Here is a 15,534-nt window from a genome sequence, read left to right as displayed (position 1 = left end):
GATCACGCTCGACGGCCGGCGCGGGCGATGAGTTCGGCGCCGCCGCGTCGTCATGACCGGGAGCGCCGGCGCCCGCCGGCGCCTGTTCGACACCGCCGACGGCTGGGGCGACAAGCACCCGGCGGGCGCGCCGGTCGTCGTGGTCACGCACCGGCCTCCGGAGGACGCCGCCGAGCGGTGGCCGACGACGACGTTCGTCGACGGCGTCGAGGCCGCGGTCGAGCGCGCGAGGCGGATCGCCGGCGACAAGGACGTCACCGTCGCCAGCGCGAACGTGACGCAGCAGGCGCTCGCGCTCGGCCTGGTGGACGAGGTGTGCGTCAGCCTCGTGCCGGTGCTGTTCGGCGAGGGCGTCCCCTACTTCTCGAAGCTCCAGGGCGGGCACATCCTGCTCGAGGACCCGGTCGTCGTCCAGGGCAGGCGCGCCCTCCACCTCAGGTGCCCGGTCCGCCGCTAGACCGACGACGGGCTGTCGGGCGGGAGGACGACCAGGAGTCCGCGCACGTCTCCGGCCGGAGGAGAACGTCTCCCTCGACTCGGACGACCCGCCGCCGCTCGACCCCGGACGGGTATGCCCGGACGATGCCGTCCCCGACGCGAAACCGGCCCGAGAGCGAAGCTCTCGGGCCGGGCTTCAGATCGATCTACTCGCCTTCGGTGGACTCGGTCGGCTCCTCGCCGCCTTCGCCCTCGCCTTCACCGCCGATGAGCGTCAGGCAGTAGACGTCCTCGCCGACGGTGAGGGTCTCGCGGCCCGCGTCGGCGCATTCCTGGCCGTCGCTCACCTTCTCGGTGATCTCGTAGTCCTCGCCGTCGACGGCCTCTTCGCAGTCGATGGCCTCGGCCGTGTCGCCGCCGGTGTGGCGCACGCATCCGCCCTCTTCGAAGGCGGGCGGCTTGAGGAACATGAAGTACGCCGCCGCGACCGCGCCGCCGATGACGACGACGGCGAGGATCGCGATGAGCGGGACGAGCCACTTCTTCTTGCCGCCCCCGCCTGGCTGCGGCGGGTACTGGCCGGGCCCGATCGGGCCGGTCGGCATCTGCCCCGGCGGGACCTGGCCGGGAGGCACCGAACCGGGCGGCATCTGCCCCGGCTGGGAGCCGGGCGGCATCTGCCCGGGGTACGCGCCCGGCTGCATCTGCGGCTGTGACCCCATCGGCGGCTGGGGCGGCTCGCTCTGCGGCGAGTGGGCGCCGATGATGAGCCGCTGCGTGTCGTCGGACTGCGGCGGCGGGGGCTGCTGCGCCGCGGGCGGCACCTGCCCGGGGGCCTGCTGCGGCTGCTGCGCGGGCGAGAGCCCGGCGTCGGCCGGGGGCATCACGCCGCCGAGCGGGTTCGGCGGCGGCGAGGGCCACGCGGTGCTGGACGGCTGCGGAGCCGGCGGCTGCTGCGGCGACGGGGACTGCTGGGCGCTGAGCTCGTCACCGTAGGGGGCCGGCGGGTTGAAGCCGACGCCCTGGGTCGAGGGGAGCACCTCGGTGGCCTCGTCGGTGACGTCCTTCGGCGGCTCGGGCGCGGGCGGCTGCTCCGCGCCGGTCGAGGCGCGCCGCAGGACCGTGGTGCCCTCGTCCTCGATGCGCTCGGGCGTGGTCTCGGTGGGCGAGGGCGGCTGCTCGGCGGGGGCGGCCGGCGGCTCCGGCGGCGCGGGAGGCTGCTGCACGGGCGCGGCGTCGGCGGCGGGCGCCGGCGGGATCTCGACGTCGAGCGACGAGGCGGTCGGGATGGCCTGGGTGACGCCCTCGTCGACCGGCTCCGGCTCGGTGGTGGCCTCCGGCGCGGGCTCGGGGGCCTCGGGCTGCTCGGCCTGGGGCTCCGGCGCGGGCTCCGCGGCGGGGGCCGCGGCCGGTTCCGGCGCGGGCTCGGGGGCCGCTTCGGGCGCGGGTTCGGCGGGCGGCTCGGGTTCGGCCGCCTCGGGGGCGCTCTCGGTCGCCGGCTGGGGCTCGGGAGCGGCTTCGGATTCAGGGGTGGCCGCAGGCTCGGGGGCGCTCCCCTGGGTCGCGCCATCCTCTACGGGTGCGTTGTTCTCGGGGGCGCTGCTCTCGTCGGCCCTGTCCCGGGGGTCCTCGCCCTGCGCTGACGCGTTGCCTTGCTCGGAGGTCACGGCTGCTCCTCAATGGTGCTTTCGGCCTGGCGTTCTGCGGGGAACTCCAGACGAAGCACACGGTACAGCAGGAGGGCGCGCGCTCACTCGACAGGGTTACACACGAATTGCGTCGAGGCGTGCGAAAAAGGGGGGAGGATAAAGGCCGGGCGCCGGCAGTTGCCCACCCCTCATGGCAACGCGGCGCCCGGCCGGTGTGAGAACCCCCTGGAGAGGGTCTCCGTGCGGTGCGGGGACTCGGCGCTGTCCACCGCACCAATGGGAGGAGAAACGTTCGCGGCCTCAGTTGCGATCGAGGCATTCGCCACCGAGTGATGCTCGACTCCCAGTCATCAATCGGCGACACTATGAAGCTTCGAAGTTGTGTTTCCTCGTTGCTTCAGTGCCTCAATTACAACACCCAATACCAAGAACCGCCATTGATTCATCGGTGCGTTGCATCACGTCCAAGCGAGCAGCGCAGTCCCCGGGTCTTCAAGGAAGGCACCGACATCGGCGAGGAACCGCGCACCGAGCTCGCCGTCGACGAGCCGGTGGTCGAAGGACAGGCCGAGGGTCGTGACCTGCCGTACGGCGAGCTCGCCGCCGTGGACCCACGGCTGCGGCCGGACCGCCCCGAACACCAGGATCGCCGACTCACCCGGAGGGAGGATCGGGGTGCCCGTGTCGACGCCGAAGACGCCGACGTTGGTGATCGAGAACGTCCCGCCGGCCATGTCGGCCGGCTGCGTCTTGCCGTCGCGGGCGGTGCGCACCAGCTCGGCCATGGCCTCGGCCAGCTCGACGAGGCTGAGGTCCTGGGCGGCCTTGATGTTCGGCACCACCAGGCCGCGCGGCGTGGCCGCCGCGATGCCCAGGTTGACATCGCCCTTGACGACGATCTCCCCGGCGGCCTCGTCCCAGGAGGCGTTGATCATCGGGTGGCGGCGGCACGCCAGCAGGACGGCCTTGGCGACCAGCAGCAGCGGCGAGACCTTGACCTCGGCGAACTCCCGGCGGCCCTTGAGCTCGGCGACGGCCTCCATCATGCCGGTGACGTCGCAGGTCAGGAACACCGTGACGTGCGGGGCGGTGAACGCCGAGGCCACCATGTTCTGCGCGGTGAGCTTGCGGACGCCCTTGATCGGGATGCGCTCCTCGCCGCCCGACGGGGCCGCGGCACGGCGCGGACGCGCTTCCGGTGCCGCCTGGGCCCGGGAGGCCGCCTCGACGTCGGCGCGGGAGACGGTGCCGTGCGGCCCGGTCGGCGTGACCCGGCTCAAATCGACGCCGAGGTCCTTGGCGAGCTTGCGCACCGGGGGCTTGGCCAGGGTCGGCGCGGCCGGGGCGGCGGGCGTGACCGGGGCCTCCACCGGGGCCGGGATCGGAGGCGGGGTGACCGGCTCGGGGGGCGCCGGGGGCCGCTCCGCCGCCGTCGCCTCGCCGTTCTCGCGCCTGCGTCTGCGCCGCTTCGGCGCCGACTCCTTGGCGCCGTACCCGACCAGGTTCGGGGTGCGCTTGTCCTCGCCCCGCTGCTCGGGCTCGGCGCCCTCGACCTCGAACGTCGCCAGCGGCGCGCCGACGTCGACCGTGTCGCCCGCCGAGGCGTGGTGCTCGGCGAGCGTCCCGTCGTAGGGGCTGGGCACCTCCACCAGTGCCTTGGCGGTCTCGACCTCCACGAACGGCTGGTTGAGCTTGACCTCGCCGCCCGGCTCGACGAGCCACGCGGCGACCTCGCCCTCGGTGAGTCCCTCACCGAGGTCGGGCAGATTGAACGTGATCTGCTGACCCATGGCCCGCTCCTCAGTACTCAAGGGACCGGTCGACGGCGTCGAGGACCCGGTCCAGGTTCGGAAGGTAGTCGTCTTCGAGGCGGCTCGCCGGATACGGCACGTCGTAGCCGGTCACCCGCAGCACCGGCGCCTCCAGCGAGTAGAAGCACCGCTCCGAGAGCCGCGCGGCGATCTCGGAGCCCATGCCGAGCGTGCCCGGCGCCTCGTGGACGACGATCGCGCGGCCGGTCTTGCGCAGGGAGGCCTCGAGCGGCTCCCAGTCGATCGGGGACAGCGAGCGCAGGTCGACGACCTCCAGCTCCACGCCCTCCTCGGCGGCGGCCGAGGCGGCGTTCAGCGCCACGTCCACGGTCGGGCCGTAGGCGATCAGGGTCGCCGCCGAGCCGGTGCGGGCGACTCTGGCGTCGTGCAGGCCCAGCGGGGCCCCGGTCGTGTCCACTTCGGCCTTGGCATGGTAGCGGCGCTTCGGCTCGAAGAAGATCACCGGGTCGTCCGAGGCGGCGGCCTGCCGGATCATCCAGTAGGCGTCGTTCGGGTCCGCGCAGGTGACGACCTTCAGGCCCGCGGTGTGCGCGAAATAGGCCTCGGGCGACTCCGAGTGGTGCTCGATCGCGCCGATCCCGCCGCCGTAGGGGATGCGGACGACCACCGGCAGGCGCACGCGCCCGCCCGAGCGGTTCGGGATCTTCGCCAGCTGCGAGACCAGCTGGTCGAACGCGGGGTAGACGAAGCCGTCGAACTGGATCTCGCAGATCGGCCGGTAGCCGCGCAGGGCCAGGCCGATCGCGGTGCCGATGATGCCGGACTCGGCCAGCGGCGTGTCGACGACCCGCTCGGCGCCGAAGTCCTTCTGGAGCGCGTCGGTCACGCGGAACACGCCGCCGAGGCGGCCGACGTCCTCGCCCATGATGAGCGCCTTGTCGTCCTCCTCGAGGATGCGGCGCAGGCCCGCGTTGAGGGCCTTGACCATCGTCATCGTCGCCATCAGGACTCACTCCCCTCGTCGAGCGACGCGCGGAAGGCGACCGCCTCCGCCCGCTCGGCCCGCAGCGGCGCGGGCATCTCCGTGTACACGGCGTCGAACATGTCGGTCACGTCCGGATCGGGCAGGTCCATGACCCGCTGCCGCAGCTCCCGGACCTCCCCCGCCGCCTCGTCGTCGACCGCGGCGAAGTAGTCGGCGTCGGCCAGCGACTCGGCCTCCAGCCAGGTGCGGTAGCGCAGGATCGGGTCCTTGGCCCTCCAGTAGTCCAGCTCGGCCTCGTCGCGGTAGCGGGTGGCGTCGTCCGAGGTGGTGTGGGGCTGCATCCGGTAGGTGAAGGCCTCGATCAGGCTCGGGCCCTCACCGGCGCGGGCCCGGTCGAGCGCGGCCTCGGTGACCGCGTACGAGGCCAGGACGTCGTTGCCGTCGACGTGGACGCCCGGCAGGCCGAAGCCCTCGGCGCGCCGGTGGGGCGGGACGCGGAACTGGCGGGTGTTGGGCTCGGAGATCGCGTACTGGTTGTTCTGGCAGAAGAACACCAGCGGCGCGTTGAACACCCCCGCCCAGATCAGCGCTTCGTTGAAGTCGCCCTCGGAGGTGGCGCCGTCGCCGTGGTAGACGATGACGGCCTCGCCGTCGTCGCCGCCGACGGCGCCGTCCTTGGCGACGCCCATGGCGTAGCCGGCGGCGTGGAGCGTCTGGGAGGCGATGACGATCTCGTACATCTGGAAGCGGTCGGCGGCCGTGTCGCGTCCGCCGAGGTCGACGCCGCGGAACAGCGAGAACGCGGAGATGATGTCGAGGCCGCGGCACCACTGGACGCCGAGCTCGCGGTAGGCGGGGAAGACGGTGTCCTGGGGTTTGAGGGCCCGGCCGGAGCCGACCTGGGCGGCCTCCTGGCCGAGCAGGCTCGGCCACAGGCCCAGCTGGCCCTGGCGCTGGAGGGCCGTGCCCTGGGCGTCGAGCTCGCGGGTGATGACGAGGTCGCGGTACAGGCCCCGGTACTCCTCGTCGGTGAACGTCACGTCGTAGTCGGGATGGGAACGGCGCTTCCCCTCGGGGGTCAGCAGTTGGACGAACTCTGGTTCGTTCGCCGAGGCGGAGTTCCGACGGCTCTTGGCCGTCTTCTTGGCGGGGCGCGGTCGGTCAACTGAGCCCATGGTTGCCTCCTCGTATTGATATTCCGGTGTATCCAAGCATCTCAAAGCCGTGGCGTGCGCGCTTCACAGCTCGCGTCCAACTACGATTAGTAGGCTGACATTCGACGCTGAGTAGCCATCCTCGCTGCGACTCGAGACATCATCGGTCCTGAACGGGCGTTTCGCCGCACGGGGGTGGCGTGAAGGGAGCGCGTCGTGCGCCGCAGAGGCAGCGACCAGGTGGGGCGCTGGCCGTGGGAGGTGTGGCTCGCGCTGGTGGGCGCGAGCGCGGGGACCGTCGCGTCGTTCGCCGCGGTGGGATGGGTGTTCCTGCACGCGGTCGGAGCGGACGGGGACGCCGAGGCACTCGCATGGGACCAGGACAGGGTCGTGATCGAGGCCGAGGAGACCACCGGCGGGGAGCCGGAGGAGCCCTCGGCGAGCGAGGGCGCGGAGCCGAGCGCCGAGACGCTGTCGGCGCCCGAACCCGAGGCGGCGACGGTGGAGGAGACGCCGCCGGCCGAACCGGAGCCGGAGCGCTCCGCCGAGGAGGAGCCGCGGCTGGTGCCGGTCGAACCCGAGCCGTCGCCGGAGGGCCCGCGCGAGGAGCGGGAGCTCGTACCGGTCGAGTCGCTTCCGGAGCACGAGCCGGACGAGCAGGGCGGCTCCTCGGACGGCGGTTCGAGCAGCGTCAGCCTTGTCGAACAGCCGAACACGCGGTGATCTCGCCCGAAGGGGTGAGTGTCCGAAATCCACAACCGCAGCCGTAACCTGCATACGCGGATTTCCGTTACAGGTATTGAGAGCGCATCGCAGAGTGACGAACGCATACGGATATCTGTGGGGTACAAGCACATGGACCTTTTCTCCCGCACCATGCTCGCCTCCTCGGCCGAGGCCGGGCTGACCACGGCGACCCTCAGCCGCCACGTTCCACTCCTCCGCCGCAACGTCGGGCCGACCGAGCCGGTGGCGCTGCTGACCGGCTGCATCGGCTCCGACGGGCTCGCCAGCGGCGAATGTCTCCTCATGCTCACCTCCGGCCGCATCGTGGTCACGCGCCAGTCGCGGCTGCTCGGACGGATCCGGTCGTGCCTGGACGCGCCGGTGAAGGCCGTGGAGAACCTGCGCTGGTCGGCCGACCCGAACGGGCCGGGCGTCGAGCTGAACTTCACGGTCTTGGAGGGACCGGGCGCGGCGGCGCCGCACCGGTGGCATTTCTGGCTGCCCGCCTCGCACGCCAAGCGGGTGTGGCGGATCGACGCGCTGCTCGCGCGGGCCTTCCGGCGCCCCCAGGCGGTGGCGGTGCCGATCGACGGCGCGCAGGCTCCGCCGAGGGGGCCGATCGACGAGCTTCAGAACCCGCCGCACAGGCCGATCGGCGACCCGCAGTCGTGGGAGTCGCGGCCGGCCGGCACGGCGGGCCTCGGTCCGAGCCTCGCCGCGGTGTGAGCCGGTCGAGGCGTCAGCGCGGCGCTATCGGCGCAGCTCGGCGGTGCAGCACTTGACGCTGCCGCCGCCCTTCTTCAGCTCGGACAGGTCGACGGGAACGGGCTCGTAACCGGCGTCGCGGAGCTTGCGGACCATGCCGGCGGCCTCGGCGTTGACGACGACGTGGGTGCCGTCGGAGACGAAGTTGAGGCCGAACGCGGCGGCGTCGTCGGCGTCGGCGATGACCGCGTCGGGGAAGAGGCGCTCGAGCAGCAGGCGGCTGCCCGGCGCGAAGGCGTCGGGGTAGTAGGCGATCCGCCCGTCGTCGAGGGGCGCGAGCGCGGTGTCGAGGTGGTAGTAGCGGGGGTCGACCAGGCGCAGCGAGACGACTTGGCGGCCGAAGACGTCGGCGGCCTCGGCGTGGGCGCGGGCGTCGGTGCGGAAGCCCCAGCCGGCGAGGATGAGCTCGCGGCCGGGCAGGTAGGTGAAGTCGCCTTCGCCTTCGTTGGTGTGCTCGGGCTTGACGAAGGCGCGGCCGGCGGCGCGGTGCCACTTCTCGTGGGCGTCGGCTTCGGGGGCGCGCTCGGGGTGGCGGAAGCGGGCGCCGTAGGCGATGCCGTCGACGACGAAGGCGCCGTTGGCGGCATAGACCATGTCGGGGAGGCCGGGCTCGGGCTCGATGCGCAGGACTTCGTGGCCGAGGCCGGTGTAGACCTCGGCGAGGGCCTCCCACTGCGCGCAGGCGCGGGCGGTGTCGACGGGGGCCGAGGTGTCCATCCACGGATTGATGGCGTACTCGACGGCGTAATAGGAGGGGCGGCACATGAGGTAGGTGCGCCCGCCGGGCTCCCGGATCGCGGGGGCCTCGGTTGAAGAACGGTGTTTCTCCATGTCAGCGAGTGTAAACAGAAGAGAGCGGGAATCGGCCGCCGTGGGCCCGGGAACATGCGAGATGTGACCGAACCGCCGCTGTGCGTCTGCCCGATCTCGGTCGTTCCGCGGACGAGTTCCCTGCCCGCGCGCCCATACGCCGGTCGAACGCGGTGGCGGTGCGGACAAGCTCCCCGCGTGCCCGCCCGCCGGGCCCTTCCGGGGCCTCCCCTCCCCATGCCCACCCGCCGCCGACCAGCACCCATTTCGAGAGCGGGCTCGCGCCCGCGCGGGGATCCGGCCGCGGGACCGCGTCCCGCGCACCTCCTCGACCCGCTAAGTCGACCATTCACCGGCCTTCCACCGGCTCCATATGTCGGGTCGCGGCGGCCTGGCCTCGGGCCGCCGCGGCCCTGTTGTGCGTCTCGTCGTCGCTCATGAGCCGTGGCGCCCATGAGTCAGGAGTGTCGTCAGTGAGTCATGACCGGCCCCGCTCTGGAGACCGCCCGGGCGGGGCCGAACGCGGCCGGGATGCCGGACGGTTCGACCGTGACGGTGACCGTGACCTCCAAGTCCTCCACTACGCATCGTTCGATATCGGCGCCGCCCTCCGCGGCCAATTCCGCCGCGGCCTCGCAGGCCGCTCCGTCACCGAGGAGGACTCGGGCCGCTCCCGCCAGCGCCGCGGCGTCGGCCGCCCCTTGGGCCCGATGCCGCGCGGCGGTCGCCTGGCCCAGGGCCGCGAACGCGCCGGCGAGCACCACCAGCGTCGCCACCACTCCTACGGCCAGGACCGTCGCCGAGCCTCGTTCGTGGACGGAACCGCGGTTATGGTCGGAGCCTCGTTCGCGCTCGTGTTCGGAGCCTGGCCCGTGGTTCGGGGCTCGCTCGCGGTCGGAGCTCCGGCCCTCGGTCGGGGCGCGGCTTCTGGTGTTCGGGTCTCGCTTCGCGCCTCGGTGGCCGGGGACCGGTGGTCTCGGCCGGTGGCGGGCGGACCCGGTGAGGTCGAGTCGTCCGGTCATTCGGGCAGCCCCGGTTCTTTCGGCGCCGTCCCTTCGGCGCTGACCTCCACTGCGGGGGCCAGCGCGCCGAGCGGATGCGTCGACGCGGTCACCGTCGTCCGCACCACGTCGCCGTCGTGCGAGACCGACACCGAGGCCCCGTCCGGCAGGTACGCCGCCGCGACCACCTGCGGGTCCTCGCCCCTCGCCGCCGCGAGCGCCGCGCTGTGGGCCGCGTCGGTCACGCGGACCTTCAGCCCCACCGTCGCCACCGCCCACATCGACAGTCCGAGCACCGCCACGACGACGGGGAGCGCGACGGCCAGTTCGGCGGTGACGAAGCCGCGCTGGCGCGCGTCGCTCCGCCGGCGGCCGCTGTCTCCCGGTCCGCGCGGCGGTGGACGGAACCGGCACCTGGCCGCTCTGCCGCGGGGGCTGCCGTCCGGGCCGCCGCTCGGGCGTGGGGCCGCTTGCCGAGGCCGGTTTGTCTCGGCGCCGCTGCTCCGGGTTTCGTCCGGGCCCGGACCGGCCCTGTCGGGTCTGGTCCGGGTGGCTTCTTCGGCGGTGCGGCGGGTCCTGCCCGGCGCCTTTCGCCGGTGTCTGCGGGCCCCGGTCATGACAGGGCGCGTTCGATGAGGTCCGTCAGGGCGCTTTGGACCGTGCCGGAGGTGAGCACCTTCAGCAGCACTCCGGCGAAGGCCACCGCCGCCAAGGTCCCGACGGCGTATTCCGCCGTCGACATCCCGCTCTCGCCTCGCATCTTCGAGGCGAACTTGCCGCCCCAGCTCGGTTTCGTCACGCCCTTCATGCGTCCCGGGCTCCATTCGTCCTCCTTCGGGCGCGGGCGGCGCCTGTTCGGTTGCGGCTGGTATGCCGTGTTCTTCGGGGGCGCGGGCTCGGTGCGGTCGGTCTCGGCCGGGCGGTTCTTCGCCGGGCAGTCGGTTCCGCCGGGGCCGTCGAGGCGGCATCGGGCTTTGAGGCGGCAGGCGCTCGCGCATCGCTCGGCGCCTTTCGGCTTCAGGTCGAGTCGCGTCGCGGCGGTCGGGTTCGAATCGGTGGCGGTCATCGTGGTTGCCTTTCTCCTTGTGGTGTTCTCGCTCGGGTCCGGGGCGGTCACAGCCCGGTGGTGACGGTGTCGGCGACGATGCCGAACACCACCGGTCCGATGCCCGCTATGACGAAGGCTGGGAGGAAGCACAGGCACAGCGGCCCGATGAGGGCCACGGCAGCGCGTCCGGCTCGTTCTTCGGTCTGGGTGCGGTGCTCGGCTCGCAGTGAGGCCGCCAGTTGTTCGAGCCCTCCGGCTACGGCGGCGCCGCTGCTGGAGGAGCGGTCGAGTTGCCTGGCGAGCCGGTCGGCGCCCGGCAGCCGGCCCAGTTCGGGTGCCGCCTCGACCGCGGTGGCGCCGAGGTGGACGGCTTGGGCGAAGCGGGCGAGCCGTTCGCCCATCGGGCCCCGCTCGGCGTTCGCGACCGCGGAGGCGGCTTGCGGGAACGGCGCTCCGGCCCGCATGCCGGCGGCTATGAGGTCGAGCGTCCAGGGCCAGTGCGGGGCGAGCCGGGAGGCGGCCAGCCGTTCGGCCCGGTCCGGGTCGGCCCGCAGCAGCCTGCGGCTGATCCACCAGGCCGCGATGCCGATCGCGAGCCCGGTCGGGCCGCCGATCGCCAGTGCCGCGGCGATTCCGATGAGCGGGCTCAGGGCTTTCGCGGTGAGCCTGCGGTGGGCGGTGCGTTTCATGCGGCCTCCACTCCGACGGATCGGATGAGCGTTCTCGTCCAGGCGAGCCCTGCCGCTTGCAGTGCCATCGCCGCGGCCAGGCAGGCGAGGCCGGGGAGGGTCGCGAAGAGGAAGGCGACCGCGCCGACGCCGAGCGCTTCGCCGAGTGCGACTCCGGCGGCCGGCAGGGCGGTGAGCAGTGCGGCGGTGGCGTGGATGGAGGCTGTCTGGGCCCTGGCGCGGGCGGCGGCCTGTTCGTCCTCGCGGAGGTGCTCGGCGAGTCTGCGGCACAGTTCGGCGGCGGGGGCGCCGAGTTCGGCGGCGACCACCCAGGCGGTGGCGAGGCGTCTGGTGGTGGTGGCCGCGCCGCGCGGCCAGTCGGCTTCGATCGCGGCTATCGCGCGCGCCGGGTCGGTGCCCGCGGCGAGGTCGGCCGCGAGGTAGGCGACCGTGTCGGCGGCGCTGCGGCGGGCTTCGCGGCGTCGTCTGCCGGTCAGCGATCCGCGCCAGGCGGTCGCCGCGGCGGCGGTGTAGGCGGCGGCGACCGCCGAGGCGGTGAGCGTGCCGAGGAGGCCGAGGCCCGAGGCGAGCCAGGCGGCGGTGAGGGCCGCCGTCGCGGCGGCGGCTGCGGCCGTGGTTTTCGGGCGGCTGATGAGCAGTGTCGCGATGCCGTTCATGCGCCGCGCTCCCTGAGGAGGCGTTCGAGGATGCCTGCGGCCGGGCCAGGTCCGTGGCGGGTCCAGGCGGTGGCGACGCCGAGGCCGCGGACGCCGCCGGTGTCGCCGGCGTCGATGAGGGCGATCTCGGCGACCTGCCGCTTCCGCCCGTTTCGTCGCAAGTGGATGATGACGCGCAGGGCGGCGACGAGTTGGGCGTGGAGCCCGGCCCTGGGCATGCCGTGCGGGAGGGCGAGTGCCTCCAGGCGGGCCGGGGCGTCGGCCGCGGCGTTGCAGTGGAGGGTTCCGGCGCCGCCGTCGTGGCCGGTGTTGAGCGCGGCGAGCAGTTCGCTCACCTCGGCGCCGCGGCATTCGCCGATGACGATGCGGTCGGGCCGCATCCGCAGCGCCTGGCGGACCAGCGCGGCCAGGTCGACCGCGCCGGCGCCTTCGATGTTCGCGGGTCGCGCTTCGAGTGTCAGCAGGTGCGGGTGGTCCGGGGCCAGTTCGGCGGCGTCCTCGACGATGACGATCCGCTCGGTGGCGGGGACGGCCGAGAGCAGGCTCGACAGGAGCGTGGTCTTGCCGGTGCCGGTGCCGCCTGTTATGAGGTGCGGCAGCCGTGCGGTGACCACTCGCAGGAGCAGGTCGGCCATGTCGGCGGTGAGCGTGTCGGCGTCGACCAGTTGGGAGAGGGTGAACGCCTTCGCGCGGTGGGTGCGGAACGACAGGTAGGGGCCGCCGGGGGCGATGGGCGGCAGGATCGCGTGGAACCTGGTGCCGTCGGGGAGGCGCACGTCCGCGTATGGGCTGCCCGTGTCGAGGCGGCGTCCGGCCGCGGCGGCCAGGCGGCAGGCGAGCGACCGGATGGCATCGGCGTCGCCGATGCTGACCGGGGCGGCCTGGAGTCCGTCGCCGCGGTCGATCCAGACGCCGTCGGTGCCGTTGACGACGACGTCGGTGACGGTGGCGTCGTCGAGCAGCGGTTGCAGTGGGCCGGCGCCGTTGAGGTCGGCCGCCAGTGCCGCCGACATCTCGAGCAGTCCGGTTTGGTCTGGCGGGGCGGCTCCGGCGGCGCACAGGGCCTTGACGATGTCGGCTCTGGCGGCCGGGTGGTTCGGTGAGGGCCAGCCCGGGTGGGTTTGGGCGGCGAGTTGGCGGCGGACCCGGTTGATCAGTTCGAGGTTCATCGGGCGGCTCCTGTCTGCGCGAGTGACCGTTCGTGGTCGGTGGCCGCGTCGGCGGTACGCGGGCGGGTGAGTTCGGCCATGAGCTCGCGGAGGCGGCGTCCGGTGCGGCCTCGCGGGGGGCGTCCTCGGCGCAGCCGTTCGGGGAGCCGCCGGTCGTCCGGTATCCGGCCCCACACCGGCGGGTCGATCGCTTCGAACGGTTCGGTGCCGCGGGCCGGTCGGGCGGGGTCGGGGGCGGCCGCGCCGCGCAGTACCGTCCCGATGTTCGTGGCGCAGAGGCCGTATTCGGCGAGGGTGGCGCGTGAGGCCGTCCGGGACCGGGGCGACGGCCCGTTGACGACCGCGATGGCGGTGGCGGCGGCCGCGGCGCGGGCCGCCGCTTCGGTGCGGGTGCGCGGGAGGTCGATGAGGACGAGGTCGGCGCCGATGCGGGCGGCGTGCAGGACCCGTTCGAGCGCGGCGGCCTCGGGGGCGGTGCGGTCGCGGGGGTCGGGGCCGATGAGGTGGAGGCCGTCGCGCTGCGGCAGTCCGGAGAGGAGCCGTTCGGGTTCGAGCTGGCCCGAGGCGCTCGCGAGCGACGGCCACCGCCAGCCGGGCTGCGCGTCGAGCCCGGCGGCGGTGTCGATGCCGCCGCCGGTGGTGTCGAGGTCGATCAGGACGACGCGCTTGCCGTCGCGGGCGGCGGCGGTGGCGCCGGCGAGTGCGAGCGTGGAGGCGCCGGCGCCGCCGTGTCCGGCCACGACGGCCGCCACCGGCGCGTGCGTGGTGTCGCGGGCGGTGCGGGTGAAGCGGTCGAGGAGCCATTCGGTGGCTTCGGGGACGGCGATGACGTGGTCGGCCTGGAGTTTGATGGCGAGGGGCCACAGCATGGACGTGCCGGTGGGGTCGGCGCCGATCCACGGCAGCGTGGTGCACAGGATGAGGTCGCGCCGTTCGGGCAGACCGTGCGCGAGGCAGTCGGCGGCGGCGTCGGCGCCGACGATGACCAGCGGGGCTCTCCGCCAGCGGGTCTCGGCGTCGCCGGGGCCTCTGACTCGGTGGAGCGGGTGGCCGGCCGCGGCGGCGAGGGGCGTGATCGTTTCGGCCAGGCGGTCGTCTCCGGTGACGAGCAGTGATTCGGCGGCGGGGCGCTGCGGCCCGGTGTGCTTCGCGGCTCGTGCGGCGCGATCGGGTGTGGGCGCGGCCATGGCTACTCCTACGTTGAGTGTGCTTTTTGTTGCCTGGAGTAACCATGACGGGGTCGTCAAGGGTTGACAAGGAAAAGTTTTTGGCCTGTGGATAACTTCGAAGCGATCGGATGTTTCCGCAGTTCAGAGAGTTTCCACATGAGATTGATTCGCTTTGCCTTGCGGCGCAGGGCCTGTGGATAACCTTCGGTGGCGGGTTGAGACGAGCCGGGGACCGTCGCTTCGCGACGGTCCCCGGCTCGGATCAGTTCAGGGTCACTCCGGGCGGATGCCCCAGACGCCGAACCACGCCTCGCTCGGCGCGAGTTCGATCAGGTCCTCGCCGGTGGCGAGCGCGTTGGGAGGGCAGGTGGTCGGCTCGATCGCCACCGAGCCGCGCTTGCGGCCACCCTCGAGGCCGTCGGAGGTGTAGATGTGGACCCACTTGAACGACTCGTCCATCCACACCGTCACGGCCGTGCCGGAGACCGGGTCGGCGAGGCGCACCTCGGCCTTGCCGTCCGAGCCGCGCTGGAGGTCGCCGTAGGCGTCGTCGATGACCTGCTCGCCCAGGACGGTCGACTCGGGGAGGTCGGCCGGGCCCGAGCCGACCGGGATCTGCTGCTTGTCGAGCTTCAGCTTCTTCTTGGCCGGGACGTGCAGCGTGGCCTGGTCGATGCGGTCGAGCTCGCCGGCGTGCAGGTAGGAGTGGGTGCCCAGGCCGAAGGGCGCGGTGCGCGTGCCGGGGTTGGACACGGTGTGGGCGGCCCGGAGGCCGCCGGGGCCCACCGACCAGCGGGTGCGCAGCTGGAGCGTCCACGGGTAGCCCATCCGCGCGGGGAGCCGGCATTCGAGCGTGACCGAGGTGTCGGTGACCTCGGAGGCGGTCCATTCGGCCCAGGCGACGAAGCCGTGGAGGGCGGTGTTGGTCGGGATCTCGTTGATGGGCAGCTGGTACTGCTCGCCGTCGTAGGCGTACTGGCCGTCGCGGACTCGGTTGGGCCATGGGGCGAGGACGTGGCCGGACCAGCCGGGGGCGAGCTCCTCGTCCCCGTAGGTGGCGACGACATGGCGTCCGCGGTAGGTGTAGGCGCGTACGCCACCGCCGACGGCGACGATGGTCGCCTCGTGGTCGTTGTAGGCGATAGACCATTGCTCGCCGGACAGCGCCATCGGGGTACCTCCATGTCGTTCGGGATGGGGCGGGACGTGCTTTGACGTTAGCTCATGGCGGATGATCTGCGGCACGCATATCGATGTGGGGGAGATCGCAGCGAACCGTTGAACCCGACAAGACACTTTATTGAAACCCTCCCATGAAAACAGTCAAAACACCATAAAATACCCGTCTCACTTTGCCTGTCTCATATTTTGCGCCACTTTTCGGGCCCGAAACGGGATCACCCTCGCGGAGCGCGGCCTTCCGTAGCCGAACGCATTGAGGCACCATTTCCCCAATAACTACGAACCGTCGCCTCCCGGAAGCCCCCGGTCGGCAACCACAGG

16 protein-coding genes are annotated in these 15,534 nt (G+C 72.8%); 3 read left to right on the top strand and 13 right to left on the bottom strand.

The features are described from left to right. The first annotated feature begins 52 nt into the window (after positions 1-52). Positions 53-457: a dihydrofolate reductase family protein gene (locus YWW_RS31870; RefSeq protein ID WP_081687613.1), complete on the top strand. Its 405-nt coding sequence runs from the start codon at positions 53-55 to the stop codon at positions 455-457. A gap of 187 nt (positions 458-644) precedes the next feature. On the opposite strand, the gene YWW_RS34380 is transcribed toward YWW_RS31870, so the two are convergent. From YWW_RS34380 to pdhA, 4 genes are all read right to left on the bottom strand, one after another. Next, positions 645-2,105, bottom strand: a complete 1,461-nt coding sequence (locus tag YWW_RS34380) for a hypothetical protein (RefSeq protein ID WP_051326095.1) — start codon at positions 2,103-2,105, stop codon at positions 645-647. A gap of 440 nt (positions 2,106-2,545) precedes the next feature. Next, positions 2,546-3,877 carry a dihydrolipoamide acetyltransferase family protein gene (locus YWW_RS0120175; RefSeq protein WP_026931519.1) on the bottom strand — a complete coding sequence of 444 codons (1,332 nt, stop codon included), beginning with the start codon at positions 3,875-3,877 and terminating at the stop codon, positions 2,546-2,548. A 10-nt stretch (positions 3,878-3,887) separates the two neighbouring features. Beyond that, entirely contained in the window at positions 3,888-4,862 is a 975-nt protein-coding gene (locus tag YWW_RS0120170; protein WP_026931518.1) for an alpha-ketoacid dehydrogenase subunit beta, read from the bottom strand. Continuing rightward, positions 4,862-6,019, bottom strand: coding sequence for a pyruvate dehydrogenase (acetyl-transferring) E1 component subunit alpha (pdhA, locus tag YWW_RS0120165; protein ID WP_026931517.1), 1,158 nt, complete (start codon positions 6,017-6,019; stop codon positions 4,862-4,864). The genes YWW_RS0120170 and pdhA overlap by 1 nt, the downstream gene beginning before the upstream one ends. A 195-nt stretch (positions 6,020-6,214) precedes the next feature. On the opposite strand from pdhA, the gene YWW_RS34375 reads away from it, so the two are divergent. Both YWW_RS34375 and YWW_RS31855 read left to right on the top strand, forming a co-directional pair. Then, the gene (locus YWW_RS34375; protein ID WP_026931516.1) at positions 6,215-6,721 is read left to right on the top strand and encodes a hypothetical protein; all 507 of its coding nucleotides are present in this window, start codon (positions 6,215-6,217) and stop codon (positions 6,719-6,721) included. 132 nt (positions 6,722-6,853) lie between these two features. Next, positions 6,854-7,450: a hypothetical protein gene (locus YWW_RS31855; protein ID WP_211228632.1), complete on the top strand. Its 597-nt coding sequence runs from the start codon at positions 6,854-6,856 to the stop codon at positions 7,448-7,450. Positions 7,451-7,474: 24 nt separating this feature from the next. Here YWW_RS31855 and ddaH read toward each other — a convergent pair whose 3' ends face one another. The 9 genes from ddaH to YWW_RS0120110 all read right to left on the bottom strand — a co-directional run bounded on the left by ddaH (position 7,475) and on the right by YWW_RS0120110 (position 15,201). Continuing rightward, positions 7,475-8,320, bottom strand: coding sequence for a dimethylargininase (ddaH, locus tag YWW_RS0120150; protein WP_051326094.1), 846 nt, complete (start codon positions 8,318-8,320; stop codon positions 7,475-7,477). A 449-nt stretch (positions 8,321-8,769) separates the two neighbouring features. Continuing rightward, positions 8,770-9,321 (bottom strand): Rv3654c family TadE-like protein, encoded by a 552-nt coding sequence (locus YWW_RS38325; protein ID WP_081687612.1) that lies wholly within the window; start codon positions 9,319-9,321, stop codon positions 8,770-8,772. Continuing rightward, positions 9,318-9,917, bottom strand: a complete 600-nt coding sequence (locus YWW_RS37840) for a TadE family type IV pilus minor pilin (RefSeq protein ID WP_281171016.1) — start codon at positions 9,915-9,917, stop codon at positions 9,318-9,320. Before YWW_RS37840 ends, YWW_RS38325 begins: the two co-directional genes overlap by 4 nt. Further along, positions 9,914-10,060 carry a DUF4244 domain-containing protein gene (locus YWW_RS38055; protein WP_211228640.1) on the bottom strand — a complete coding sequence of 49 codons (147 nt, stop codon included), beginning with the start codon at positions 10,058-10,060 and terminating at the stop codon, positions 9,914-9,916. Before YWW_RS38055 ends, YWW_RS37840 begins: the two co-directional genes overlap by 4 nt. Positions 10,061-10,413: 353 nt before the next feature. Continuing rightward, positions 10,414-11,037, bottom strand: a complete 624-nt coding sequence (locus YWW_RS0120130; RefSeq protein ID WP_035704770.1) for a type II secretion system F family protein — start codon at positions 11,035-11,037, stop codon at positions 10,414-10,416. Beyond that, positions 11,034-11,693 (bottom strand): type II secretion system F family protein, encoded by a 660-nt coding sequence (locus YWW_RS31840; protein WP_051326093.1) that lies wholly within the window; start codon positions 11,691-11,693, stop codon positions 11,034-11,036. Before YWW_RS31840 ends, YWW_RS0120130 begins: the two co-directional genes overlap by 4 nt. Continuing rightward, positions 11,690-12,862 (bottom strand): TadA family conjugal transfer-associated ATPase, encoded by a 1,173-nt coding sequence (locus YWW_RS31835; RefSeq protein WP_035697655.1) that lies wholly within the window; start codon positions 12,860-12,862, stop codon positions 11,690-11,692. Before YWW_RS31835 ends, YWW_RS31840 begins: the two co-directional genes overlap by 4 nt. Then, a complete protein-coding gene (ssd, locus tag YWW_RS34365) occupies positions 12,859-14,049 on the bottom strand; it encodes a septum site-determining protein Ssd (RefSeq protein ID WP_051326092.1) in 1,191 nt (396 codons plus the stop codon). Before ssd ends, YWW_RS31835 begins: the two co-directional genes overlap by 4 nt. A 255-nt stretch (positions 14,050-14,304) precedes the next feature. After that, positions 14,305-15,201, bottom strand: a complete 897-nt coding sequence (locus YWW_RS0120110; RefSeq protein ID WP_026931512.1) for an aldose 1-epimerase family protein — start codon at positions 15,199-15,201, stop codon at positions 14,305-14,307. Positions 15,202-15,534 lie beyond the last annotated feature (333 nt).

Origin of the sequence: Glycomyces tenuis DSM 44171, from assembly GCF_000427885.1 — a bacterium.
Classification (GTDB): domain Bacteria; phylum Actinomycetota; class Actinomycetes; order Mycobacteriales; family Micromonosporaceae; genus Glycomyces; species Glycomyces tenuis.
The sequence above is the reverse complement of the archived record's forward strand: the minus strand, read 5'-3'. Positions and strand labels throughout refer to the sequence as shown.

Excerpts from the sequence above, each read along its gene's own strand:
- YWW_RS31870 (WP_081687613.1), top strand. The coding sequence starts at position 53 with ATGACCGGGAGCGCCGGCGCCCGCCGGCGCCTGTTCGACACCGCCGAC.
- YWW_RS0120175 (WP_026931519.1), bottom strand. The coding sequence starts at position 3,877 with ATGGGTCAGCAGATCACGTTCAATCTGCCCGACCTCGGTGAGGGACTC.
- YWW_RS0120170 (WP_026931518.1), bottom strand. The coding sequence starts at position 4,862 with ATGGCGACGATGACGATGGTCAAGGCCCTCAACGCGGGCCTGCGCCGC.
- pdhA (WP_026931517.1), bottom strand. The coding sequence starts at position 6,019 with ATGGGCTCAGTTGACCGACCGCGCCCCGCCAAGAAGACGGCCAAGAGC.
- YWW_RS31855 (WP_211228632.1), top strand. The coding sequence starts at position 6,854 with ATGGACCTTTTCTCCCGCACCATGCTCGCCTCCTCGGCCGAGGCCGGG.
- ddaH (WP_051326094.1), bottom strand. The coding sequence starts at position 8,320 with ATGGAGAAACACCGTTCTTCAACCGAGGCCCCCGCGATCCGGGAGCCC.
- YWW_RS38325 (WP_081687612.1), bottom strand. The coding sequence starts at position 9,321 with ATGACCGGACGACTCGACCTCACCGGGTCCGCCCGCCACCGGCCGAGA.
- YWW_RS37840 (WP_281171016.1), bottom strand. The coding sequence starts at position 9,917 with ATGACCGGGGCCCGCAGACACCGGCGAAAGGCGCCGGGCAGGACCCGC.
- YWW_RS38055 (WP_211228640.1), bottom strand. The coding sequence starts at position 10,060 with ATGCGAGGCGAGAGCGGGATGTCGACGGCGGAATACGCCGTCGGGACC.
- YWW_RS0120130 (WP_035704770.1), bottom strand. The coding sequence starts at position 11,037 with ATGAAACGCACCGCCCACCGCAGGCTCACCGCGAAAGCCCTGAGCCCG.
- YWW_RS31840 (WP_051326093.1), bottom strand. The coding sequence starts at position 11,693 with ATGAACGGCATCGCGACACTGCTCATCAGCCGCCCGAAAACCACGGCC.
- YWW_RS31835 (WP_035697655.1), bottom strand. The coding sequence starts at position 12,862 with ATGAACCTCGAACTGATCAACCGGGTCCGCCGCCAACTCGCCGCCCAA.
- ssd (WP_051326092.1), bottom strand. The coding sequence starts at position 14,049 with ATGGCCGCGCCCACACCCGATCGCGCCGCACGAGCCGCGAAGCACACC.
- YWW_RS0120110 (WP_026931512.1), bottom strand. The coding sequence starts at position 15,201 with ATGGCGCTGTCCGGCGAGCAATGGTCTATCGCCTACAACGACCACGAG.